21 protein-coding genes and 1 tRNA gene are annotated in these 22340 nt (G+C 64.2%); 17 read left to right on the top strand and 5 right to left on the bottom strand.

Annotation, left to right across the window (positions count from 1 at the left end):
* The first annotated feature begins 64 nt into the window (after positions 1-64).
* The 16 genes from nuoG (at position 65) to EN846_RS13320 (ending at position 18843) form a co-directional block, all read left to right on the top strand.
* On the top strand, positions 65-2146 hold the full coding sequence (gene nuoG / locus EN846_RS13395; RefSeq protein ID WP_127392364.1) for an NADH-quinone oxidoreductase subunit NuoG: 2082 nt from the start codon (positions 65-67) through the stop codon (positions 2144-2146).
* A gap of 2 nt (positions 2147-2148) precedes the next feature.
* Complete coding sequence (gene nuoH, locus EN846_RS13390; protein ID WP_127284944.1) at positions 2149-3192, top strand: NADH-quinone oxidoreductase subunit NuoH; 1044 nt, start codon at positions 2149-2151, stop codon at positions 3190-3192.
* A gap of 244 nt (positions 3193-3436) precedes the next feature.
* On the top strand, positions 3437-3928 hold the full coding sequence (nuoI, locus tag EN846_RS13385; protein WP_127392365.1) for an NADH-quinone oxidoreductase subunit NuoI: 492 nt from the start codon (positions 3437-3439) through the stop codon (positions 3926-3928).
* A gap of 130 nt (positions 3929-4058) precedes the next feature.
* Positions 4059-4679 carry an NADH-quinone oxidoreductase subunit J gene (locus EN846_RS13380; RefSeq protein WP_126054028.1) on the top strand — a complete coding sequence of 207 codons (621 nt, stop codon included), beginning with the start codon at positions 4059-4061 and terminating at the stop codon, positions 4677-4679.
* 1 nt (position 4680) lies between these two features.
* On the top strand, positions 4681-4989 hold the full coding sequence (nuoK, locus tag EN846_RS13375) for an NADH-quinone oxidoreductase subunit NuoK (RefSeq protein WP_019858930.1): 309 nt from the start codon (positions 4681-4683) through the stop codon (positions 4987-4989).
* A 10-nt stretch (positions 4990-4999) separates the two neighbouring features.
* The gene (gene nuoL, locus EN846_RS13370) at positions 5000-6973 is read left to right on the top strand and encodes an NADH-quinone oxidoreductase subunit L (RefSeq protein ID WP_127393942.1); all 1974 of its coding nucleotides are present in this window, start codon (positions 5000-5002) and stop codon (positions 6971-6973) included.
* Entirely contained in the window at positions 6973-8478 is a 1506-nt protein-coding gene (locus EN846_RS13365) for an NADH-quinone oxidoreductase subunit M (RefSeq protein ID WP_127284941.1), read from the top strand. Before nuoL ends, EN846_RS13365 begins: the two co-directional genes overlap by 1 nt.
* 18 nt (positions 8479-8496) lie before the next feature.
* Entirely contained in the window at positions 8497-9933 is a 1437-nt protein-coding gene (nuoN, locus tag EN846_RS13360; RefSeq protein ID WP_127309015.1) for an NADH-quinone oxidoreductase subunit NuoN, read from the top strand.
* Between the two features lie 4 nt (positions 9934-9937).
* Positions 9938-10759 (top strand): biotin--[acetyl-CoA-carboxylase] ligase, encoded by an 822-nt coding sequence (locus EN846_RS13355; protein WP_128273502.1) that lies wholly within the window; start codon positions 9938-9940, stop codon positions 10757-10759.
* Positions 10760-10779: 20 nt separating this feature from the next.
* Positions 10780-12450, top strand: coding sequence for a ribonuclease J (locus tag EN846_RS13350; protein ID WP_127391984.1), 1671 nt, complete (start codon positions 10780-10782; stop codon positions 12448-12450).
* A gap of 127 nt (positions 12451-12577) precedes the next feature.
* Complete coding sequence (gene mce, locus EN846_RS13345; protein WP_126054034.1) at positions 12578-12982, top strand: methylmalonyl-CoA epimerase; 405 nt, start codon at positions 12578-12580, stop codon at positions 12980-12982.
* Positions 12979-13263, top strand: coding sequence for a DUF1467 family protein (locus EN846_RS13340; protein WP_126054035.1), 285 nt, complete (start codon positions 12979-12981; stop codon positions 13261-13263). The genes mce and EN846_RS13340 overlap by 4 nt, the downstream gene beginning before the upstream one ends.
* Positions 13264-13795: 532 nt before the next feature.
* Complete coding sequence (proS, locus tag EN846_RS13335; protein ID WP_127391985.1) at positions 13796-15124, top strand: proline--tRNA ligase; 1329 nt, start codon at positions 13796-13798, stop codon at positions 15122-15124.
* On the top strand, positions 15121-16422 hold the full coding sequence (locus tag EN846_RS13330) for a lipoprotein-releasing ABC transporter permease subunit (protein WP_127284974.1): 1302 nt from the start codon (positions 15121-15123) through the stop codon (positions 16420-16422). Before proS ends, EN846_RS13330 begins: the two co-directional genes overlap by 4 nt.
* The gene (locus EN846_RS13325) at positions 16419-17102 is read left to right on the top strand and encodes an ABC transporter ATP-binding protein (RefSeq protein WP_187331281.1); all 684 of its coding nucleotides are present in this window, start codon (positions 16419-16421) and stop codon (positions 17100-17102) included. Before EN846_RS13330 ends, EN846_RS13325 begins: the two co-directional genes overlap by 4 nt.
* 490 nt (positions 17103-17592) lie before the next feature.
* Positions 17593-18843, top strand: coding sequence for a site-2 protease family protein (locus EN846_RS13320; protein WP_127391986.1), 1251 nt, complete (start codon positions 17593-17595; stop codon positions 18841-18843).
* A 19-nt stretch (positions 18844-18862) separates the two neighbouring features.
* Here EN846_RS13320 and lipB read toward each other — a convergent pair whose 3' ends face one another.
* A complete protein-coding gene (gene lipB / locus EN846_RS13315; protein WP_127391987.1) occupies positions 18863-19606 on the bottom strand; it encodes a lipoyl(octanoyl) transferase LipB in 744 nt (247 codons plus the stop codon).
* 237 nt (positions 19607-19843) lie between these two features.
* On the opposite strand from lipB, the gene EN846_RS13310 reads away from it, so the two are divergent.
* Positions 19844-19928, top strand: a tRNA-Leu gene (locus tag EN846_RS13310).
* A gap of 65 nt (positions 19929-19993) precedes the next feature.
* Here the strand turns inward: EN846_RS13310 and EN846_RS13305 are convergent.
* The 4 genes from EN846_RS13305 to EN846_RS13290 form a co-directional block, all read right to left on the bottom strand.
* Entirely contained in the window at positions 19994-21061 is a 1068-nt protein-coding gene (locus tag EN846_RS13305; protein ID WP_245518722.1) for a tyrosine-type recombinase/integrase, read from the bottom strand.
* A 202-nt stretch (positions 21062-21263) separates the two neighbouring features.
* The gene (locus tag EN846_RS13300) at positions 21264-21533 is read right to left on the bottom strand and encodes a hypothetical protein (RefSeq protein ID WP_135913845.1); all 270 of its coding nucleotides are present in this window, start codon (positions 21531-21533) and stop codon (positions 21264-21266) included.
* Between the two features lie 49 nt (positions 21534-21582).
* The gene (locus tag EN846_RS13295; protein ID WP_135913846.1) at positions 21583-21993 is read right to left on the bottom strand and encodes a hypothetical protein; all 411 of its coding nucleotides are present in this window, start codon (positions 21991-21993) and stop codon (positions 21583-21585) included.
* A complete protein-coding gene (locus tag EN846_RS13290) occupies positions 21977-22333 on the bottom strand; it encodes a hypothetical protein (RefSeq protein ID WP_135913847.1) in 357 nt (118 codons plus the stop codon). Before EN846_RS13290 ends, EN846_RS13295 begins: the two co-directional genes overlap by 17 nt.
* Positions 22334-22340: the final 7 nt, after the last annotated feature.

Raw genomic sequence — 22340 nt, 5'->3', positions numbered from 1 at the left:
GGGCGCGGCTCTGGTCGCGCCCGCAAAGAGGGATTGCGGGACGTCCGCAGAGGTTTGAGGCGAGATGGCAAAGCTCAAGGTCGACGGGAAAGAGATCACTGTACCCGACCACTACACGCTGCTGCAGGCGGCCGAGGACGCCGGCGCGGAAGTGCCGCGCTTCTGCTTCCATGAGCGGCTGTCGATCGCCGGCAACTGCCGCATGTGCCTGATCGAGGTGAAGGGTGGCCCGCCCAAGCCGCAGGCCTCCTGCGCCATGGGCGTGCGCGATTTGCGCCCCGGGCCGAATGGCGAGGCGCCGGAAATCTTCACCAACACGCCGATGGTCAAGAAGGCCCGCGAAGGCGTGATGGAATTCCTGCTGATCAACCATCCGCTCGACTGCCCGATCTGCGACCAGGGCGGCGAATGCGACCTGCAGGACCAGGCGATGGCCTTCGGCGTCGATTCCTCGCGCTACCACGAGAACAAGCGCGCGGTGGAAGACAAGTATATCGGGCCGCTGGTCAAGACGGTGATGAACCGCTGCATCCACTGCACGCGCTGCGTCCGCTTCACCACCGAGGTCGCCGGCATTTCCGAACTCGGCCTGATCGGCCGCGGCGAGGATGCAGAGATCACCACCTATCTCGAGCAGGCGATGACCTCGGAGCTGCAGGGCAATGTCATCGACCTTTGCCCGGTCGGCGCGCTGACCTCCAAGCCGTTCGCCTTCCAGGCGCGGCCGTGGGAGCTGACCAAGACCGAATCCATCGACGTCATGGATGCGGTCGGCTCGGCGATCCGCGTCGACAGCCGCGGTCGCGAGGTGATGCGCATCCTGCCGCGCGTCAACGAGGCGGTGAACGAGGAATGGATCTCGGACAAGACCCGCTTCATCTGGGACGGCCTGCGCACGCAGCGCCTCGACCGCCCCTATGTGCGCAAGGATGGCAAGCTCGTTGCGGCAAGCTGGGCGGAAGCCTTCGCCGCGATCAGGGACGAGGTGTCGAAGACGGCGCCCGAGCGGATCGGCGCTATCGCCGGTGACCTCGCCGCGGTCGAGGAGATCTATGCGCTGAAGCTTCTGATGGCGGCGCTCGGCTCGAAGAATATCGACTGCCGCCAGGATGGCGCCGCGCTCGATCCGCCGCTCGGCCGCGCCAGCTACATCTTCAATCCGACCATCGAGGGCATCGAGCAGGCCGACGCGGTGCTGATCATCGGCGCCAATCCGCGCTTCGAGGCTTCGGTGCTCAATGCCCGCATCCGCAAGCGCTGGCGCATCGGCAATCTGCCGGTCGGCGTCATCGGCGAGGTCGGCGACACGCGCTACGACTATGAGCAGATCGGCGCCGGTCCGGAATCGCTGAAGGACCTGGCCGACGGCAACGGCAAGTTCTTCCAGGTGCTGAAGAAGGCGACGCACCCGCTGATCATCGTCGGCCAGGGCGCGCTGGCGCGCGCCGACGGTGCGGCAGTGCTCGGCCAGGCGGCCAAGCTTGCCACGGCGGTCAATGCCGCCCGGGCCGATTGGAACGGTTTTGCCGTGCTGCACAACGCCGCGGCCAGAGTCGGCGGCCTCGACCTCGGCTTCGTGCCGGGCGAGGGCGGCAAGGGCGTCGCCGCCATGCTCGGCGAGACGGACGTGCTGTTCCTGCTCGGCGCCGACGAGATCGACATGGCCAAGACCGGCGGCGCGTTCGTCGTCTATGTCGGCACGCATGGCGACGCCGGCGCGCACCGCGCCAACGTCATCCTGCCAGCCGCGGCCTACACCGAAAAGTCCGGCACCTACGTCAACACGGAAGGTCGCGTGCAGCAGACCAATCGCGCCGGCTTCGCTCCGGGCGACGCACGCGAGGACTGGGCGATCCTGAGGGCGCTCTCGGATGTGCTCGGCAAGAAGCTGCCGTTCGATTCGCTGCCGCAGCTGCGCGCCAGGCTCTATGGCGAGTATCCGCATCTTGCCCGCATCGACCAGGTTCTGGCCGGCAGCGCCGACGACATCGCCAAGGTGGCGAAGCTCGGCGGCCGGCTGAACAAGGGCACCTTCACCTCGCCGGTGAAGGATTTCTATCTGACCAACCCGATCGCGCGAGCCTCTGCCGTGATGGCGGAATGCTCGGCGCTGGCCAAGGGCGGCTTCAAGCAGGCGGCGGAATAAGCATGGAAACCTTCTTCTCCTTCTACGTGCTGCCGGCGCTGCTGATCCTGCTGAAGTCGGTCGTGCTGATCGTCGTGCTGCTGATCTTCGTCGCCTACATCCTCTACGCCGACCGCAAGATCTGGGCGGCGGTGCAGTTGCGCCGCGGTCCGAATGTGGTCGGCCCCTGGGGCACGCTGCAGGCCTTCGCCGACCTGTTGAAGTTCGTCTTCAAGGAGCCGGTGATCCCGTCCGGCGCCAACAAGGGCGTCTTCCTGCTGGCGCCGCTGGTGTCGGCGGTGCTGGCGATCTCGGCCTGGGCGGTGATACCGGTCAACGAGGGCTGGGCGATCGCCAACGTCAATGTCGGCATCCTCTATGTCTTCGCCATCTCCTCGCTCGAGGTCTATGGCGTGATCATGGGCGGTTGGGCGTCCAATTCGAAATATCCGTTCCTCGGCGCGCTGCGCTCGGCCGCGCAGATGGTGTCCTACGAAGTCTCGATCGGCTTCGTCATCGTCACCGTGCTGCTTTGCGTCGGCTCGCTCAACCTGTCCGACATCGTCATGTCGCAGCATGACGGGCTGGGCACAAGGCTTGGCCTGCCCAACACCTTCCTCGACTGGCACTGGCTGTCGCTGTTCCCGATGTTCGTCATCTTCTTCATCTCGGCGCTGGCCGAGACGAACCGTCCGCCCTTCGACCTGGTGGAGGCCGAATCGGAACTGGTCGCCGGCCATATGGTCGAATATTCGTCGACGCCGTTCCTGCTCTTCTTCCTCGGCGAGTATGTCGCCATCGTCCTGATGTGCGCGCTGGCCACCATACTGTTCCTCGGCGGCTGGCTGCCTCCGTTCGACTTCGCCCCCTTCACCTGGGTGCCGGGGCTGATCTGGTTCGTGCTCAAGGTCTGCCTGGTGTTCTTCGGCATTTCCATGGTCAAGGCGTTCGTGCCGCGCTACCGCTACGACCAGCTGATGCGGCTGGGCTGGAAGGTCTTCCTGCCGATCTCGCTGTTCATGGTCATCGCCACCGCCGCCTTCCTCAAGCTCACGGGATTTGCGTGATGGGCGACTTGGTGGTCTTGGTGTTAGGCGGCGCTTTTGGAGTCCTGGTGGGGTGGCTTATGACGCGCTCTGGGGCTCCACTCGAGCGATACCGGAAAAGGCAAACTAGCCTTTTTGGCTTTCCCCTATCCGATGAGGTGAAGCAATTGGACGAGCATTTCGTCAAGCGCGTCTTGACGGCTTATCCGCTCATATTGGGTGTCATGTTCGCGACCATTGCGTTGGTCGCGTTTGGGAGTGGCAAATGGGTGCACTAACTCAAGCCGCAAAGGCGCTGCTGCTGAAGGATTTCGTCAGCGCCTTCTTCCTGTCGATGCGCCAGTTCTTCGCGCCGAAGGAGACGATCAACTATCCGCACGAGAAGGGGCCGATCAGCCCGCGCTTCCGCGGCGAGCATGCGCTGCGCCGTTATCCGAACGGCGAGGAACGCTGCATCGCCTGCAAGCTGTGCGAGGCGATCTGCCCGGCGCAGGCGATCACCATCGAGGCCGGCCCGCGCCGCAACGACGGCACGCGCCGCACCGTACGCTACGACATCGACATGGTGAAGTGCATCTATTGCGGCTTCTGCCAGGAGGCTTGCCCGGTCGACGCCATCGTCGAAGGGCCGAATTTCGAATTCGCGACGGAGACGCGCGAGGAGCTTTACTACGACAAGGACAGGCTGCTCGCGAACGGCGACCGCTGGGAGCGCGAACTGGCGCGCAACATCGCGCTGGACGCACCCTATCGCTGACATTTGACGCATGGACGGGGCGAGGGGCCTCGTCTAAGGACAACGCGGCTTCGTAACCGGAGGCGGAAACGAAGCCAGAAAGAGCAAACAGGACGAACGTCCTGTTTGGACAGGAACCCGGGGGAACCCCATGCTGAGTGGACTAGAGGCGGCCTTTTTCTACCTCTTCGCCTTTGTCGCGGTGGCGTCGGCGTTCATGGTCATTTCGTCGCGCAACCCCGTGCATTCGGTGCTGTTCCTGATCCTGACCTTCTTCAACGCCGCCGGCCTGTTCATGCTGACCGGCGCCGAGTTCCTGGCGATGATCCTGCTCGTCGTTTATGTCGGCGCGGTCATGGTGCTGTTCCTGTTCGTCGTCATGATGCTCGACGTCGACTTCGCCGAGATGAAGGAAGGCGCGCTGCAATACGCCCCGATCGGCGCGCTGGTCGGGCTGATCCTGGCGGCGGAGCTGATCGTCGTGCTCGGCGGCTACACTTTCGCGCCACAGCTGGCGTCGACGGTGGCCAAGCCCATTCCGGATCTCGCCCAGCGCACCAACACGGCCGCGCTCGGCGATATCCTCTACACGGACTACCTCTATTACTTCCAGATCGCCGGCCTCGTGCTGCTGGTCGCCATGATCGGCGCCATCGTGCTGACGCTGCGCCACAAGCCGGGCGTCAAGCGGCAATCGATCGCAGCCCAGGTCGGCCGCACGCCGGCGACGGGCATGGAAATCCGCAAGGTCAAATCGGGCGAGGGCATCTGAGATGGTCGTCGGCATCGCGCACTACCTCACCGTATCGGCGATCCTGTTCACGCTCGGCGTGTTCGGAATCTTCCTGAACCGCAAGAACGTCATCGTCATCCTGATGTCGGTCGAGCTGATCCTGCTGGCGGTCAACATCAATTTCGTCGCCTTCTCGGCGGCGCTCGGCGATCTCGTCGGACAGGTGTTCGCGCTGTTCGTGCTGACGGTCGCCGCTGCGGAGGCCGCGATCGGTCTTGCCATTCTCGTCGTCTTCTTCCGCAACCGCGGCTCGATCGCGGTCGAAGACGTCAACATGATGAAGGGTTGACGGGACAGTCATGTATCAAGCGATCGTCTTCCTTCCGCTGCTCGGCTTCCTGATCGTCGGCCTGTTCGGCACGTCGCTCGGCGCCAAGGCGTCCGAATACATCACCTCCGGCTTCCTGGTGATTTCGGCCGTGCTGTCGTGGATCGCCTTTTTCTCGGTCGGCTTCGGCGAAGGCGAGGTGTTCACCGTACCGGTGCTGCGCTGGATCCAGTCGGGCGGGCTCGACGCGTCCTGGGCGCTCAGGATCGACACGCTGACGGTGGTGATGCTGGTCGTCGTCAACACCGTGTCGGCGCTGGTCCACATCTACTCGATCGGCTACATGCACCACGATCCGAACCGGCCGCGCTTCTTTGCCTATCTGTCGCTGTTCACCTTCGCCATGCTGATGCTGGTGACGGCCGACAATCTGGTGCAGATGTTCTTCGGCTGGGAAGGCGTCGGTCTCGCCTCCTACCTGCTGATCGGCTTCTGGTACAAGAAGCCGTCGGCCAATGCCGCGGCGATCAAGGCCTTCGTCGTCAACCGCGTCGGCGATTTCGGCTTCGCTCTCGGCATCTTCGGCGTCTTCGTGCTGTTCGGCTCGGTCAATCTCGGCACCATCTTCGCCAATGCGGCGAGCTTCGTTCCGGCGGAGGGCGCCAAGCACGGCGCCGCCGTGCTCACCTTCCTTGGCTATGCGCTCGACAAGCACTCGGCGATGACCGTGGTCTGCCTGCTCCTCTTCATGGGCGCGATGGGCAAGTCGGCGCAGGTGCCGCTGCACACCTGGCTGCCCGACGCCATGGAAGGCCCGACGCCGGTCTCGGCGCTGATCCATGCCGCCACCATGGTGACGGCAGGCGTGTTCATGCTGGCCCGGCTGTCGCCGCTGTTCGAGCTGTCGCATTCGGCGCTGACGGTCGTCACCTTCATCGGCGCCTTCACCGCCTTCTTCGCGGCCACGGTCGGCCTGGTCCAGAACGACATCAAGCGTGTCATCGCCTATTCGACCTGCTCGCAGCTCGGCTACATGTTCGTGGCGCTCGGCGTCGGCGCCTATGGCGCGGCGATCTTCCATCTGTTCACGCACGCCTTCTTCAAAGCGCTGCTGTTCCTCGGCTCGGGCTCGGTGATCCACGCCGTCTCCGACGAGCAGGACATGCGCAACATGGGCGGCCTGAGGACGCTCATTCCGAAGACCTACTGGATGATGGTGATCGGCACGCTGGCGCTGACCGGCGTCGGCATCCCGGTGACGGTCATCGGCACCGCCGGCTTCTTCTCCAAGGACGCCATCATCGAGAGCGCCTTCGCCAGCCACAATCTGTTTGCCGGCACCGCCTTCGTGCTGCTGGTCGTTGCCGCGGCCTTCACCTCATTCTACTCTTGGCGGCTGATTTTCATGACCTTCCACGGCCAGCCGCGCGCCAGCCACGAGGTCATGCACCATGTCCATGAATCGCCACCGGTGATGCTGGTGCCGCTGTTCATCCTGGCCGCGGGCGCGCTGTTTGCCGGCATCATCTTCCACGGCGCCTTCATCGGCGAGGGTTATGCCGAGTTCTGGAAGGCATCGCTGTTCACGCTGCCGGACAACCACATCCTGCACGAGATCCACGAACTGCCGCTGTGGGTCGAACTGGCGCCGTTCATCGCCATGGTCATCGGCTTCGCGGTTGCCTGGAAGTTCTACATCCGCTCGCCGGAATTGCCCGCCAGCGTCGCCGCCAACCATCGCCTGCTCTACGCCTTCCTGCTCAACAAGTGGTATTTCGACGAGCTCTACGACGTCCTGTTCGTGCGGCCGGCGAAGCGCCTCGGCAGGTTCCTGTGGAAGACCGGCGACGGCGCCATTATCGACGGGCTCGGGCCTGACGGGGTCTCGGCGCGCGTCGTCGATGTCACCAACCGCGTCGTCAAGCTGCAGACCGGCTACCTCTACCACTACGCCTTCGCCATGCTGATCGGCGTTGCCGCACTCGTCACCTGGATGATGCTCTGATGACCGCCTGGCCAATCCTCTCGCTGGTCACCTTCCTGCCGCTGGTGGGGGTGCTGCTCATCCTGTTCATCAACGACGACAGCGAAAACGCGCGCCGCAACATCCGCGCCATCGCGCTGTGGACGACGAGCATCACCTTCGTCATCTCGCTGTTCATCTGGAAGGGTTTTGACAATTCGCAGGCCGGCTTCCAGTTCGTCGAGAAGGCCGCCTGGCTGGATTCGGGCATTTCCTACCACATGGGCGTCGACGGCATCTCGATGCTGTTCGTCATCCTCACCACCTTCCTGATGCCGCTCTGCATCCTGGCGTCGTGGGAAGCGATCGAGAAGCGGGTCAAGGCCTACATGATCGCCTTCCTGCTCCTGGAAACGCTGATGATCGGCGTCTTCTGCGCGCTCGACATCGTGCTGTTCTACGTCTTCTTCGAGGCCGGCCTGATCCCGATGTTCATCATCATCGGCGTCTGGGGCGGCAAGCGGCGCGTCTACGCCTCGTTCAAGTTCTTCCTCTACACGCTCGCCGGTTCGGTGCTGATGCTGCTCGCCATCATGGCGATGTTCTACCAGTCCGGCACCACCGACATCACGACGCTTTTGACGCACAACTTCCCGGCCAACATGCAGACCTGGCTGTGGCTCGCCTTCTTCGCCTCCTTCGCGGTGAAGATGCCGATGTGGCCGGTGCACACCTGGCTGCCGGACGCGCACGTCGAGGCGCCGACGGCGGGCTCGGTGATCCTGGCCGCGATCCTCCTGAAGATGGGCGGGTACGGCTTCCTGCGCTTCTCGCTGCCGATGTTCCCGCTGGCGTCGGAAATGTTCGCGCCGTTGGTATTCACGCTCTCGGTCGTCGCCATCATCTACACCTCGCTGGTGGCGCTGATGCAGGAGGACATGAAGAAGCTGATCGCCTATTCGTCGGTCGCCCATATGGGCTTCGTCACCATGGGCATCTTCGCCATGAACCAGGAAGGCGTGCAGGGCGCGATCTTCCAGATGCTCAGCCACGGCCTCGTCTCCGGCGCGCTGTTCCTGTGCGTCGGCGTCATCTACGACCGCATGCACACGCGCGAGATCGACGCCTATGGCGGGCTGGTCAACAACATGCCGAAATATGCCACCGTGTTCATGGTCTTCACCATGGCCAATGTCGGCCTGCCCGGCACCAGCGGCTTCGTCGGCGAATTCCTGACCATGCTTGGTGTGTTCCGGGTCAACACCTGGGTGGCGTTCTTCGCCGCCACCGGCGTCATCCTGTCGGCGGCCTACGCGCTCTGGCTCTACCGCCGGGTGATCTTTGGTTCGCTGACCAAGGACAGCCTGAAGGGCCTGCTGGACCTGTCGACGCGCGAGAAGGCGATCATCTACCCGCTGGTGGTGCTGGTCATCTTCTTCGGCGTCTATCCCGCGCCCGTCTTCGACGCCACGGCCGCATCGGTCAAGGCGCTCGTCACCAATGTCACCGCATCCATCGGCTCCGCGCAGACCGCGGCGGCGAACTGACCAGGGGTTTTGCGAACCATGACGCCGGACCTTCTCTCCAGCTTTTCGCTCTCGACGCCGGAGCTGATCCTCGCCATCGGCGCGCTGGCGCTGCTGATGGTGGGCGCCTATTCGCGCTCCAACACCACCATGACGGTGACCGGCCTTGCCGTCGCCATACTGGTGCTCGCCGGCTTCTGGGTCGCCTCTTCCGGTGGGCAGGGCACGGCTTACGGCGGCGCTTTCATCCAGGATTCCTTCGCCCGCTTCATGAAGCTGCTGGCGCTGATCGGCTCGGCGGTGACGCTGGTCATGTCGATGCGCTTCGCCAAGCAGGAGCATTTCGACAAGTTCGAGTATCCGGTGCTGATCCTGCTCTGCACGCTGGGCATGATGCTTATGATCTCGGCCAACGGCATGATCGGGCTCTACCTCGGCCTCGAACTCCAGTCGCTGGCGATCTACGTGCTGGCGGCGATCAACCGCGACAGCGTCCGCTCGACCGAGGCGGGCCTCAAATATTTCGTGCTCGGCGCGCTGTCGTCGGGCATGCTGCTCTACGGCATCTCGCTGATCTACGGCTACACCGGCAACACCGGCTTCCAGGAGATCGCGACGGCGCTGGGCAGCGGCGAGCGCCAGCTCGGCCTCGTCTTCGGCCTGGTGTTCGTGCTGGCCGGCCTTGCCTTCAAGATCTCGGCGGTGCCGTTCCACATGTGGACGCCGGACGTCTATGAGGGCGCGCCGACCCCGGTGACGGCCTTCCTGGCGGCGGCCCCCAAGATGGCGGCGATGGCGCTGATCGTGCGCGTCACCATGGGCGCGTTCAAGCCGATCGCCGCGGACTGGCAGCAGATCATCGTCTTCATCTCGATCGCCTCGATGGCGCTCGGCGCCTTCGCGGCCATCGGCCAGACCAACATCAAGCGGCTGATGGCCTATTCTTCGATCGGTCACATGGGCTACGCGCTGGTCGGCCTCGCCGCCAACAGCCAGGCCGGCGTGCGCGGCGTTGCCATCTACATGCTGATCTATCTGGTGATGACGCTCGGCACCTTCGCCTTCATCCTCGCCATGCGGCGCAAGGAGGGCAATGTCGAGCAGATCAGCGACCTCGCCGGGCTCGCCTCGACCAACCCGATCATGGCGACGATCCTCACCATCCTGATGTTTTCGCTGGCCGGCATCCCGCCGCTCGCCGGCTTCTGGGGGAAGTGGTACGTCTTCCTCGCCGCCATCAACGCAGGCCTCTACGCGCTGGCGATCATCGGCGTGCTGGCCTCGGTGGTGGGCGCCTACTATTATCTGCGCATCATCAAGATCATGTGGTTCGACGAGCCGGTCGGCGGCTTCGTGCCGATGGCCAGCGAACTGCGCCTCGTGCTTGGCGTCAGCGGCGCCTTCGTGCTGTTCTACGTGCTGATCGGCGGGCCGATCGGCACCTATGCCGAAGCCGCGGCGAAGACCTTCTTCTGACGGGATGGCGTTTCGGCTGGCTCCAACCGCGGCGTCGGAAGGGTTCCGGCTCGAAGCCCATGATACGGTCGGCTCCACCAACGCGCTGGCGCTCGCCCATGCGCGGGCCGGCGATCCGGGCAAGCTGTGGGTCGTTTCCAAAAAGCAGGAAAGCGGGCGCGGCCGGCGGGGCCGGACCTGGGCGACGCCCGAGGGCAACCTGGCCGCGACATTGCTCATCGTCAGCGGCGGCGAATTGCGGCTCGCCGCGACGCTCGGCTTCGTCGCCGGGCTGGCGCTTGCCGATGCGCTCGATGCCGTCGTGCCGCAAGGCAGGATCGCGATCGGCGTTGACGGCGCAAGCCAGGGCAAGAACCGCTTCGAGCTGAAATGGCCGAACGACGTGCTTGCCTCCGGCGCCAAGCTCGCCGGCATCCTGCTGGAATCGGCGCTGCTCGAAGGCGATCGCTTTGCGGTGGCGGTCGGCATCGGCGTCAATGTGGTGGCATATCCCGAGGATTTGCCGTATCCGGCGACATCGCTGCGCGCGCTTGGCGCGAATTGCGATGCCGAGACCCTGTTTCTGGCGCTGTCGGATGCCTGGAACGAGAATGCCCGGCTGTGGGACGACGGGCGCGGGCTTGCCGCCATCAGGCGGCGCTGGCTGGCGCGCGCGGCGGGGCTGGGCGGCGAAGTTGCTGTCAGGGTTGACGGTAATGTGGTGCGCGGGACGTTCGAGACCATTGACGAGGACTGCCGTTTCGTGATCCGCGACGATGCGGGAACTGTCGTGACGATCGCCGCCGGCGACGTGCATTTCGGCGCCGTCGCGTCGGCCCGGGTTTGACGGGCCAGGAAGGAAAGAACATGGCGAAAGCGGAAAACGCCGAACTCGTCTTCGTGCCGCTCGGCGGCGTCGGCGAGATCGGCATGAACTTCGCCCTTTACGGCTACGGGCCGGCCGATGCGCGCGAGTGGATCGTCGTCGATGTCGGCGTCACCTTTCCCGACACCGCGCATCCCGGCGTCGACCTGATCCTGCCCGACACGCGCTTCATCGAGGAGAACCTCGACAATCTGCGCGGCATCGTCATCACGCACGCGCACGAGGACCATTACGGCGCGCTGCTCGACATCTGGCCGAGGCTGAAGGCGCCGGTCTGGATGACGCCGTTCACCGCCGGCCTGCTGGAGGCCAAGCGGCAGGGCGAGCAGGGTGCGCCGAAGGTGCCGGCGATGATCTACCGGGCCGGCGAGAAATTCACCATCGGTCCGTTCGAGATCGAGGCCATCCCGGTCGCCCACTCGATTCCCGAGCCGATGTCGCTGGCGATCACCACTCCGGCTGGCACCGTCATCCACACCGGCGACTGGAAGATCGATCCGGAGCCGACGATCGGGCCGAAGACCGACGAGGCGCGCTTCCGCGCCTATGGCGATAAGGGCGTGCTGGCGCTGGTCTGCGATTCGACCAACGCGCTGCGGGAGGGAGAATCGCCATCGGAGGTAGCGGTCGGCGAGGGGCTGAAGGGCGTCATCCAAAGCGCCAAGGGCCGCGTCGCCGTCACCACCTTCTCCTCCAATGTCGGCCGCATCGTTTCCATCGCCAGGGCGGCGCGCGACGCCGGCCGCCAGTGCCTGGTGCTCGGCCGTTCGCTGAAGCGCGTCATCGATGTCGCTGGCGAGCTCGGCTACATGGACGGGCTGCCGGAGTTCATCGCCGAGGAGGATTACGGCTTCATCCCGCGCGAGAACCTGGTCATCATCTGCACCGGCAGCCAAGGCGAGCCGCTGGCGGCACTTGCAAAGCTGTCTCGCGACGAGATGAAATCGGTGTCGCTGACGGCCGGCGACACCGTGGTGTTTTCCTCGCGCACCATCCCCGGCAACGAGAAGGCGATCCTCGAGATCAAGAACCGGCTGATCGACCTTGGCATGAAGATCATCGAGGACGGCGATGCGCTGGTGCACGTCTCCGGCCATCCGCGCCGCAGCGAATTGCGCAAGATGTATGAATGGGTGCGGCCGCAGATCGGCGTCCCGGTGCATGGCGAGGCGGCGCATCTGGTGGCGCAAGGGTCGCTGATGTCGATGTCCGGCATCGGCCAGGTGGCGCAGGTGCGCGACGGCGACATGCTGAGGCTCTATCCGGGCGCCGCGACCATTGTCGACCAGGTGCCGTTCGGCCGCGTCTACAAGGACGGCCGGCTGATCGGCACCGACCAGGCGATGGGCATCCGCGACCGGCGCAAGCTGTCCTTTGCCGGCCATGTCGCCGTCAATGTCGTGCTCGACGACAAATACGAGCTTGCCGGCGATCCCGACCTGGTGGCGATCGGTGTCGCCGAGGCGGACGCCAGCGGCGAGACCCTGGAGGATCTGATGCTCGATGCGGCAATCGGCGCCGTGGACTCGATCCCCCGTCAGCGCCGAAAAGACCTCGACCTGGTGCAGGAGGCGGTGCGCCGCGCGGTGCGCGGTGCCGCCAACGAAGCCTGGGGCAAGAAGCCGCTGGTGACGGTGTTCGTCACGCGGTGACGAACAAGGGAATAGGGGAGTAAGGCAGTAGGGGAATAGGGAAGAATAAGCAGTCTGTATTTGTTCAGACTCGTTTCCCTACTCCCATACTGCCCTACTCCCTTACTCCCCTAAAGCGGAGCGCTTTATGCTCGGACGCCTGAACCATGTCGCGCTTGCCGTGCCGGATCTGGCCGCGGCAATGGCGGCCTATCGCGACACGCTCGGCGCGCGGCTGAGCGCACCGCAGGCGCTGCCGGAACATGGCGTGACCGTGGTGTTCGTCGATGTCGGCAACACCAAGATCGAATTGCTGGAACCGTTGGGCGAGAACTCGCCGATCACAGCCTTCCTGGAGAAGAACCCCTCGGGCGGCATGCACCATGTGTGCTATGAGGTGGATGACATCGTGGCCGCGCGCGACCGGCTCAAGGCCAGCGGCGCGCGCGTGCTGGGTGACGGCAGCCCGAAGATCGGCGCGCATGGCAAGCCGGTGCTGTTCCTGCATCCCAAGGATTTCTTCGGCACGCTGGTCGAACTGGAGCAATCATGAGCTGGGTCTCGTTCATCGCGCTGTTCTTCGCCACCTGGTGGGTGGTGCTGTTCGCCGTCCTGCCGTTCAGCCTCAGAACCCAGGATGAGGACAAGGATGTGACGCTGGGCACCGTTCCCAGCGCGCCGCGCGGGCCGCACATGCTGCGCGCGGCTTTCCGGACGACGATCGCCACCCTGGTCCTTCTCGGCATCTTTTACGGCATCACACGGGGGCTTGGCCTCGGCATCGACGACATCCCGCACATCGTGCCGGACTTCAACCAGACGCCGAAGAATTAACGACGCCAGTCGACCCAAACTCGTCCCATTTCATGCGAGTCGGCTCAGCCGGAAATCCGGTAGCCGGCTTTCGAATTCTCGTTGCGCTGACGTCGGGTAAAGCAGTTTGGCAATCTGTCGTGCTAAGCAGATGATTGCACAAAAAAAATGCAAGGCACGAGGCCTTGCAATTTAAACGCGTCCGATCTGTTTCCGGTATCCGGCGGCTGCGAGTAACCGCGCCTAGATCGCATCCTCCCAAGACTTTGACCGCGTAGGAGAGCAGATTTTTTTCCGCCCTCTCGGTTATCGGGGCACACTAGCCTAAGGCAGATGAAATTGTCACGAAGAATTTTGCCCGGAAACGGGCAATATCGTGCTGCAGTGCACAATAGTACGGCAGGCCTTGCTTGTGAAACGATCAACCGGGCGGTTGCAGCACTTCGGTCGCTCGCTCGGGTTTCCAATCCGCCATGAAATGGCTATGAAGCCGGGGCAAGCAGCCCATGCCGCGCCGATTCCGGCGGGGCCATCCTCACTTACGGACCAGTCCATGCGTTTGTCGCGCTATTTCCTGCCCATTCTCAAAGAAAATCCGCGCGAGGCCGAGATCGTCTCGCACCGGCTGATGCTGCGCGCCGGCATGATCCGCCAGCAGGGGCAGGGCAGCTTCTCCTGGCTGCCGCTCGGCAAGCGCGTGCTGGACAAGGTCTGCCGGATCATCCGCGAGGAGCAGGACAGGGCGGGCGCGCTGGAAATCCTGATGCCGACCATCCAGTCGGCCGAGCTGTGGCGCGAAAGCGGGCGCTATGACGACTACGGCAAGGAGATGCTGCGCATCAAGGACCGGCAGGAGCGCGAGATGCTCTACGGGCCGACCAATGAGGAAATGGTCACCGAGATCTTCCGCGCCTATGTGAAGTCCTACAAGGACCTGCCGCTCAACCTCTACCACATCCAGTGGAAGTTCCGCGACGAGGTGCGGCCGCGCTTCGGCGTCATGCGTTCTCGCGAATTCCTGATGAAGGACGCCTATTCCTTCGACCTCAACTACGAGGGCGCCAAGGCCGCCTACAACCGGATGTTCGTGTCCTATCTCAGGACGTTCACGCGCATGGGCCTGCAGGCGATCCCGATGCGCGCCGACACCGGGCCGATCGGCGGAGACCTAAGCCACGAGTTCATCATCCTGGCCGACACCGGCGAGAGCCAGGTGTTCTGCCATCGCGACTATCTTTCGCTCGCCGTGCCGGGCGCGAACACCGACTTTTCCAACGACGCCGAGATCGCCGACATCGTCAAGACGTGGACGACGCCATACGCGGCGACCGACGAGATGCATGACGAGGCGGCCTGGGACAAGGTCTCCGAGGGCGACAAAGTCTCGGCGCGCGGCATCGAGGTCGGCCATATCTTCCATTTCGGCGAGAAGTATTCCAAGCCGATGGGCGCCAAGGTGACCGGGCCGGACGGCAAGGATCATTTCGCTTCCGGCGGCTCCTACGGAATCGGACCCTCGCGGCTGGTGGCGGCGATCATCGAGGCCAGCCATGACGACAACGGCATCATCTGGCCCGACGCGGTGGCGCCGTTCGACATCGGCCTGATCAACATGAAGGCGGGCGACGCCGAATGCGACCGCGTCTGCGACGAGCTCTATGCCGCGCTCTCCGGCGCCGGCAAGGACGTGCTCTATGACGACACCGACCAGCGGCCGGGTGGCAAGTTCGCCACCGCCGACCTGATCGGCCTGCCCTTGCAGGTGATCGTCGGGCCGCGCGGCGTGGCGAGCGGAGAGGTCGAGATCAAGAACCGCAGGACCGGCGAGCGCGAGACGCTGCCGATCGAAGCGGCGAAGAAGCGCCTCGGTTTCGCCGCATGAGCCAGGCGGCCGCAGCCAAAGCCCCGGCCGTCAAAGCCCCAGCCGCCGGCGCCTTTTCGGTGTTCGAGCGCATGGTTGCCTGGCGCTATCTGCGCTCGCGGCGCAAGGAGACGGTGATCTCGGTCATCGCCTCGATTTCCTTCCTCGGCATCATGCTGGGGGTGGCGACGCTGATCGTCGTCATGGCGGTGATGAACGGGTTCCGCGCCGAGCTGCTGACCCGCATCCTCGGCGTCAACGGCCATCTGATCGCGCAGCCGCTGGATTCGCCGCTGGAGGACTACGCCCAGGTGGCGGGCCGCATCAACGGCGTGGCCGGCGTCAAATACGCCATTCCGCTGATCGACGGCCAGGTGCTGGCGCAAGGCAATGTCGGCGGCGGCACCGGCGCGCTGGTGCGCGGCATACGCGGCGAGGACCTCGGCAAGATCTCGATCGTCTCCAGCAATATCAGGCAAGGCACGCTTGACGGCTTCGACACCGGCGAGGGCGTGGCGATCGGCAAGCGCATGGCCGAGAATCTCGGCCTCGTGCTCGGCGACACAATCACGCTGATCTCGCCGGACGGCGACGTGACGCCGCTCGGCACGACGCCACGCATGAAGGGCTACAAGATCGCGGCGATCTTCGAGGTCGGCATGTCGGAATATGACAGCTCGATCGTCTACATGCCGTTCTCGGAAGCGCAGCTCTATTTCAACATGGACGGCCGGGCGCAGACCATCGAGATCTATGTCGACAATCCCGACAATGTCGACGCGCTGAAGCCGCTGGTCGAGCAGGCGGCGCAGCGGCCGATCGACCTTGTCGACTGGCGCCAGCGCAACGAGACCTTTTTCTCGGCGCTGCAGGTCGAGCGCAACGTCATGTTCATGATCCTGACGCTGATCGTGCTGGTGGCGGCGCTGAACATCATTTCCGGCCTCGTCATGCTGGTGAAGGACAAGGGCCACGACATCGCCATCCTGCGCACGATGGGCGCCACGCGCGGCGCGATCCTGCGCATCTTCCTGATGACAGGGGCGGCGATCGGCGTCACCGGCACCATCGCCGGCGTTCTGCTCGGCGTCGTCATCTGCCTCAACATCGAATCGATCCGCCAGTTCTTCTCCTGGATGACCGGCAGGATCCTGTTCAATCCCGAGCTCTATTTCCTCAGTCAGCTGCCAGCGAAGATGGATGCGCGCGAGACCACCTATGTCGTCATCATGGCGCTGGGCCTGTCCTTCCTGGCGACGGTGTTTCCGGCCTGGCGGGCGGCGCGGCTCGATCCGGTCGAAGCCTTGAGGTACGAGTGATGGCCGAAGCCATTATCGAGCTGAAGGGCGTCGAGCGGCACTATGTCCAGGGGCCGCGCAAGCTGACCATCTTGAACGGCGCCGATTTTTCGCTGCGGCGCGGCGAGATGGTGGCGCTGGTGGCGCCGTCGGGCACCGGCAAGTCGACGCTGCTGCACACCGCCGGCCTGCTTGAGCGGCCCGACGCCGGCGACGTGATTCTCGGCGGCCGCGCCTGCGGCCGGCTGTCCGACGAGGACCGCACGGCCATCCGCCGCAACGATGTCGGCTTCGTCTATCAGTTCCATCATCTGCTGCCGGAGTTTTCCGCGCTGGAAAACATCATGATGCCGCAGCTGATCAAGGGGCTGTCGCGCAAGGAAGCGGCCGAGCGGGCGGCACAGCTGCTCGACTACATGCAGATCGGCAAGCGGGCGCAGCATCGCCCGTCGGAGCTCTCCGGCGGCGAGCAGCAGCGGGTGGCGATCGCACGCGCCGTCGCCAATGCGCCGCTGGTGCTGTTGGCCGACGAGCCGACCGGCAATCTCGACCCGGTCACCGCCTCCTATGTGTTCGAGGCGCTGGAAGCGCTGGTCAGGCAATCGGGCCTCGCGGCGCTGATCGCCACCCACAATCACGAGCTGGCTTCGCGCATGGATCGGCGGGTGACGTTGGCCGAGGGCAAGGTCGTCCCCCTTTAGGTCACGGCGATATTCGGGTGAGGCCGGCCTGCGAAAGGCGGCTTCCAGCGCTTCCGGTGCTCACGTACTTCAAGTTCGCTCCGCTCCGGTTCTCGGAACCCACCGTTCTCGACTCGGCCTGACCCAAATCTCGGCGTGCCCGCGTCGGCGCTGGTGCGTGGCCGCCCGCGCATTTCGCCCGTCAACCTTTCCTTAACCCTGCCGGATTGAGCGCCCGAAATTTCCGGGCAGCGCCTTTCTGCGGTCGTTGACATTCGAACAAAATTAGAACAAAATACGAACATACTAACAACTGGAGAGAGTTATGTCGGACCTTGTTCAGGATGTTGTGTCGCTCGTGTGCATGAGCACGTTTCTGATTTCCATGGCGATCTGGATCGGCGCCATGTGAGGACCATGCCTTGCGGCCGGCTGCCGCAAGCGCCTCGACGTTAAGCTTTTCTTGCCGCCATTGACGCTAGGGTGCCCGCGAAGACAGGGAGCAACACCGGTGTCGCCGATCGTGATGGCCATCCTCCTGGCCGGCAATCTCGGACTGATCTTTCTGCTGATGACCCTGCCGCTCGGCCTGCGCACGGTCAGGGTGTCGAGGCTGGTGGCGGCGGACCGCCACCGGCTCTGGCAAGCGCTGTGGCCGTTCGGCAGCGATGCCGGCTGGTCGGGCGAAATCGTTTCGGCTGAGGCGCTGGACGGGCAGGGCGTGGCCCGCATCGTCCTGTCCTGGGAAGGGCGCGACGGCCAGCCGATCGAACGCAAGGTCGTGCTGGAGGATGTCGTCGAGGGCGGCCGCTTTTCCATGCGCGTCCTCGATGATTCCTCGCTCGATGCCTCCTTCTGGGCCAGCTATCGCGAGACCACCGAACTGGTGGCCGAGGGCGCCGCGACGCGGGTCAGCCTCGGCCAGACCGATCGCTATCGCGGCGTCGCCTTCCTGATCTTCCGCTATTTCGCCATGCGGCGCGAACTCGGCAAGCTGCAGCGCTGGGCGAGGACGGGAGAGTATCGCAAGGGCGGCTGGTTCGAGCATCCACTCAGCCAGGTGGGATTCGCCGTGCTTTCAGCCTTCATCCTGTGGCCGTTCTTCGGCCTCAGCCTCGGCGGCCTGGCGCTGGCCGCGATCCTGACCTCGGTGGTCGCCCTGCACGAGCTCGGCCATATGGCGGCATTCCGGCTGATGGGACATAGCAGGGCGCGCATGATCTTCATCCCGCTGCTCGGCGGCATCGCCATCGGCGGCAGGCCCTACGACAGCCGCTTCGAAGTTGCCTTCGTGGCGCTGATGGGCGCCGGCTTCTCGGCCTTCCTGGTGCCGGTGCTGATCGCCGCCAGCGGGCTTGCCAGAGGCGAGGGGCATGGCGCCGTCGCCGCGCTGCTGGCCACGCTCGCCGGCTTTTCCGCGCTCTTCAACATCGCCAATCTGGTGCCGGTGTGGAAGTTCGACGGCGGCCAGGTGCTGCGCCAGATCTGCCCCGGCCCGATCGTCCTGGCGCTGGCTTCGTTCCTGCTGCTGTCCGCCTTGCTGGCGCTCGGCTGGCTGGCTGGATTTTCGCCGGGCTTCCTGCTTGCGGCGGGCGTCGTGTTCCTGATCCTCAGCCTGCTCACAATGGGCAGCGCGGTGAAGCCGCGCCATGAGCTGAAGCCGATCCGGACCTTCGACCGGTTCGCCATGGCCGGCGCGCTGCTCGCGGTCTTCGCCATCCATGGCTATGGCGTGCTGTGGGCGTCCACGCTGCTGGTCTGAACTGGTTCCGGACAGGTTCTCAGCCGGCCTTGCGGGCTGCCTCGACGGGTGAAGCCGCGACAGGGCCGAAGACATGCTCGAAAGCGGATTTCAGCGCCAGGTCGAGGTCGGCCATGGTCACCGGCAGGCCAAGGTCGACCAGGCTGGTGACGCCATGATCCTGGACACCGCACGGCACGATGCCGGTGAAGTGTCCGAGTTCCGGCTCTACATTTATGGCGATGCCGTGAAAGCTCACCCAGCGCCGCAGCCGGATGCCTATTGCCGCGATCTTGTCCTCGACCGGCGTGCCGTCGGCAAGCGCGGGACGATCCGGCCGCACGACCCAGACGCCGACCCTGTCCTCGCGCCGCTCGCCGCGCACGTTGAAGGCGGCAAGCGTTGCGATGATCCATTCTTCGAGCGCGGCGACAAAGGCGCGCACGTCCTCGCGCCGGCGCTTGAGGTCGAGCATGACATAGGCGACCCGCTGGCCAGGGCCGTGATAGGTGTATTCGCCGCCGCGTCCGGCCGAAAAGACCGGAAAGCGGTCGGGCTCGATCAGGTCCTCGATGCGGGCGCTGGTGCCGGCCGTGTAGAGCGGCGGATGCTCGACCAGCCAGACAATCTCGCCGGCCGCACCGCTGCGGATTGCCTCGGCGCGCGCCTCCATGAAGGCGATCGCATCGGGATAGGCGGTGAGGCCGGGCTCGATCCGCCATTCGACGGGTACTGAACCGGGCAGGGGCAGGAACGACGTGGCGATCTGGCTGCGTTCTGGCATGATAAATCTCGTGTGCCCCCTCATATGGCGGCAATGGGCGAAAACGTCCAGTTCCCCGGCATTTTCCAAAGCTGTGGAGCGTTGTGTCGGCAGCTCTGTCAGATGCGTGTCGTTCCCCCAAAACCGCTACGCACTTTTGGGCGACATGCATTGGCGATTATTCCGCACGGCGCACTTGTTTCGCCGGAAACGATTTGCTACAGGCCCCGAGCCGGTTCGTTCCGGCTCCTACCACGTGCGGTCGTGGCGGAATTGGTAGACGCGCAGCGTTGAGGTCGCTGTGGGGCAACCCGTGGAAGTTCGAGTCTTCTCGACCGCACCATTCCCATGAAAGATGGGGCAGAATAGCAAATATTTTCAATCACTTCCATCCTAGAGTGTCCCACGTCAACCCCAAGCATGGGACACATTGGCTCGTTCAAGGGCCGCCTTCGCCAGCTTCCAGCGCTCGACGCGACGGGTGTAGACCTCGCTCGTCTTGGCCTCCGAGTGGCCGAGAATCGCCATGATGTCGTACTGGCTGCATCCTTGTTCGGCCAGAAGCTCGGCCAGGCCCTTGCGAACGCCGTGGGCCGACAGGTCATCAAGGCCAGCGTCCTTGCACCATGTCTTGAACATCGCCGACATGCTGTCTCCGCTCGAATAGGGCTTGCCGCCGCGCCCCAGCACATAGGTTCCGCCCTGCACGGTCGGCGCTCGCGTGGCGGTCTTCAGCGGCGCAAGAAGGGGGATAGTGACCTCGGACGATCCCTTCTTGAACGGCGTCCAGCGCAGCGCCTCAACGCCGTCGATGACGCATTCATGGCCTCGCCCGAGCATCGTCAGATCCTCGATCCGGCACCCGGTCCACAGCAGCACCGACATGGCGACATGCGCCTTTGAACCCAGCTTATGCTTCTCCAAGAATTTCTTGACGTCGGCGGCTTTCCACGGCTTGGCTCCCTCGCCCTTGACATAGATCGACTTGATGCCGCGCGCCGGATTGTTCTGTAGGTATTTCCGCTCAATAGCCCAGCCGTACATGACGCCAACAGCTTCGATGAAGGCGTCGGCCTGCGCTGGTGTCGCGCCCATGCCGTCCTGCAGTTCGAGCAGCTTCTCCTGCGGGATCAGCATCACCTTGTCGGGCTTCATCAGCAGGCGGTTGAGCAGGTTGCGCTTCTTCTTCAGCGTCTTGTGGCTGGTGGTCTTGGCCTTCACGCGGGCTTCGAGATATTCGAAATAGGTGTTGACCAGCCAGCCGATCGACTTCGGCTTGGCGTAGTCCGACGCCACCTTCAGCGGTTCCGGCTTTTCGCCCCGACGAGCTGCCAGGTATTGGCGCTGGAAGTCCTCGTCGCCTGGACCGCAGTAGATGGGGATGCGCTTGTTCTTCTCGCCTTCCACGCGCACGCGGTAGCGTTTGTTGCCTGACGGCAGCGACTCCCAAAGGAGCCCTGGGTATTCGATCTTCATAGGCCTCACCATTGTTCGAGGCCTTCATCCTTTGTCGCGGTCGTTCCGCCCTCAACGTGGCCGCAGTGGATTTCCACCTGTCCACCGATTACGCACACCTTGTCCACAGGCAGCCCTGACGCCTTCAAAGCAGCAAGGGCGGCGCGGATAGCCGACTGGCTCGCGCGCGTCCTCTTGACCTCCGATGGCGCCAGAGGCCGGCTCACCTTTCCCTCCCCTGTAAAGCAGAGAGGGCAGCGCGACCGGCTTCGGTGATGCGAAAGCCAAGAATACCTGGCTGCCCGCCCCAATGCGCGCAATACTCAACCATCCGGTGCTTGACGAGGAATTCGGCCGTGCGCTTATAGACGGCGCCTCGTCCCTCGATCCACCATTGCGGCGAGCATTCATCGAAGTTCCGAAGATCGGGACCGTTCCCCATCAGCGACAGAACCTCACGCTGCGCCTCTGTCAGCTTGCGCTCAGGAGCCATTACTTCCCCTCCAGTGTAGAGAGGAAGGCGCGGGCGGCGCGGGTGACGGTCATGGCGCTGCCTTTCTCAGAAAGCCGTAGGCGAGCGCGCCGAAGCGCATGTCGTTGTCAGTCTCGCCATGCTTGAACGGGTAGTCGTGGCCGTCGATGCAGCGCATGACGTGGCCTTCTGGAATGTGGTCGTACCATTCCGCCGGGTAGAGCCAGAGGACATTGCCGTCCTTGTCGGGCTCGTCCCATTTCTGGCAGCCGATTTGTTTGAGGGTTTCCTCAAAAAGAGCGGGCAGCTTGGCGAAGTCCATGATAGGCTTCGGAACTGTCAGCCCGTCCGTTCGGTCAAACTGAGGCGTTCTGACTTCGATGGGCTCGCCCGGTTCGGCGCCAATGGCCGCGCGAAGCTTCTCCGCAAACTGCGGGTCGTTCATGTCGAGAACGGCGTCAAACTTAACGGTACTTTTCATCGGTCCTCTCCATGATCACTTCTATTGCCAAAGCCTCCGCCTCATCCAGCGCTGGCCACGGATAAGCAAAACCGCTGTTCACTCGGACAGCATTCGCAAAGCCGGATTCACCGCACACGGCGTGAACCATTGCGTCCAGCGCCTCCCTCGCCAGCTTCAACGCCTCGCCTTGACGTGCCAGTTCGTCTAGAAGAGCGGCATAGAGGTCGGAGCGGACATATTCAGTCGGCTCGCCGTCACTGTCGTCGTCGGGCCAAACCTTGTCTTCGCACCACATGCGGCCTGTGTAGCGATCGGCCGTTTTTTCGCTTTCAAGCCAAATGCGCTCATGGTCGGGCATGGCCCGC

The sequence above is a fragment of the Mesorhizobium sp. M4B.F.Ca.ET.203.01.1.1 genome, assembly GCF_004791025.1.
In the GTDB taxonomy this organism is placed as follows: domain Bacteria; phylum Pseudomonadota; class Alphaproteobacteria; order Rhizobiales; family Rhizobiaceae; genus Mesorhizobium; species Mesorhizobium abyssinicae.
Note: the sequence above shows the minus strand (reverse complement) of the source record. Positions and strands in the feature narration are given on the sequence as shown.

What these genes read in the sequence shown, in the direction of transcription:
- nuoG (WP_127392364.1), top strand. Translation starts at nt 65, where the DNA reads ATGGCAAAGCTCAAGGTCGACGGGAAAGAGATCACTGTACCCGACCAC.
- nuoH (WP_127284944.1), top strand. Translation starts at nt 2,149, where the DNA reads ATGGAAACCTTCTTCTCCTTCTACGTGCTGCCGGCGCTGCTGATCCTG.
- nuoI (WP_127392365.1), top strand. Translation starts at nt 3,437, where the DNA reads ATGGGTGCACTAACTCAAGCCGCAAAGGCGCTGCTGCTGAAGGATTTC.
- EN846_RS13380 (WP_126054028.1), top strand. Translation starts at nt 4,059, where the DNA reads ATGCTGAGTGGACTAGAGGCGGCCTTTTTCTACCTCTTCGCCTTTGTC.
- nuoK (WP_019858930.1), top strand. Translation starts at nt 4,681, where the DNA reads ATGGTCGTCGGCATCGCGCACTACCTCACCGTATCGGCGATCCTGTTC.
- nuoL (WP_127393942.1), top strand. Translation starts at nt 5,000, where the DNA reads ATGTATCAAGCGATCGTCTTCCTTCCGCTGCTCGGCTTCCTGATCGTC.
- EN846_RS13365 (WP_127284941.1), top strand. Translation starts at nt 6,973, where the DNA reads ATGACCGCCTGGCCAATCCTCTCGCTGGTCACCTTCCTGCCGCTGGTG.
- nuoN (WP_127309015.1), top strand. Translation starts at nt 8,497, where the DNA reads ATGACGCCGGACCTTCTCTCCAGCTTTTCGCTCTCGACGCCGGAGCTG.
- EN846_RS13355 (WP_128273502.1), top strand. Translation starts at nt 9,938, where the DNA reads ATGGCGTTTCGGCTGGCTCCAACCGCGGCGTCGGAAGGGTTCCGGCTC.
- EN846_RS13350 (WP_127391984.1), top strand. Translation starts at nt 10,780, where the DNA reads ATGGCGAAAGCGGAAAACGCCGAACTCGTCTTCGTGCCGCTCGGCGGC.
- mce (WP_126054034.1), top strand. Translation starts at nt 12,578, where the DNA reads ATGCTCGGACGCCTGAACCATGTCGCGCTTGCCGTGCCGGATCTGGCC.
- EN846_RS13340 (WP_126054035.1), top strand. Translation starts at nt 12,979, where the DNA reads ATGAGCTGGGTCTCGTTCATCGCGCTGTTCTTCGCCACCTGGTGGGTG.
- proS (WP_127391985.1), top strand. Translation starts at nt 13,796, where the DNA reads ATGCGTTTGTCGCGCTATTTCCTGCCCATTCTCAAAGAAAATCCGCGC.
- EN846_RS13330 (WP_127284974.1), top strand. Translation starts at nt 15,121, where the DNA reads ATGAGCCAGGCGGCCGCAGCCAAAGCCCCGGCCGTCAAAGCCCCAGCC.
- lipB (WP_127391987.1), bottom strand. Translation starts at nt 19,606, where the DNA reads ATGCCAGAACGCAGCCAGATCGCCACGTCGTTCCTGCCCCTGCCCGGT.
- EN846_RS13305 (WP_245518722.1), bottom strand. Translation starts at nt 21,061, where the DNA reads ATGAAGATCGAATACCCAGGGCTCCTTTGGGAGTCGCTGCCGTCAGGC.
- EN846_RS13300 (WP_135913845.1), bottom strand. Translation starts at nt 21,533, where the DNA reads ATGGCTCCTGAGCGCAAGCTGACAGAGGCGCAGCGTGAGGTTCTGTCG.
- EN846_RS13295 (WP_135913846.1), bottom strand. Translation starts at nt 21,993, where the DNA reads ATGAAAAGTACCGTTAAGTTTGACGCCGTTCTCGACATGAACGACCCG.
- EN846_RS13290 (WP_135913847.1), bottom strand. Translation starts at nt 22,333, where the DNA reads ATGCCCGACCATGAGCGCATTTGGCTTGAAAGCGAAAAAACGGCCGAT.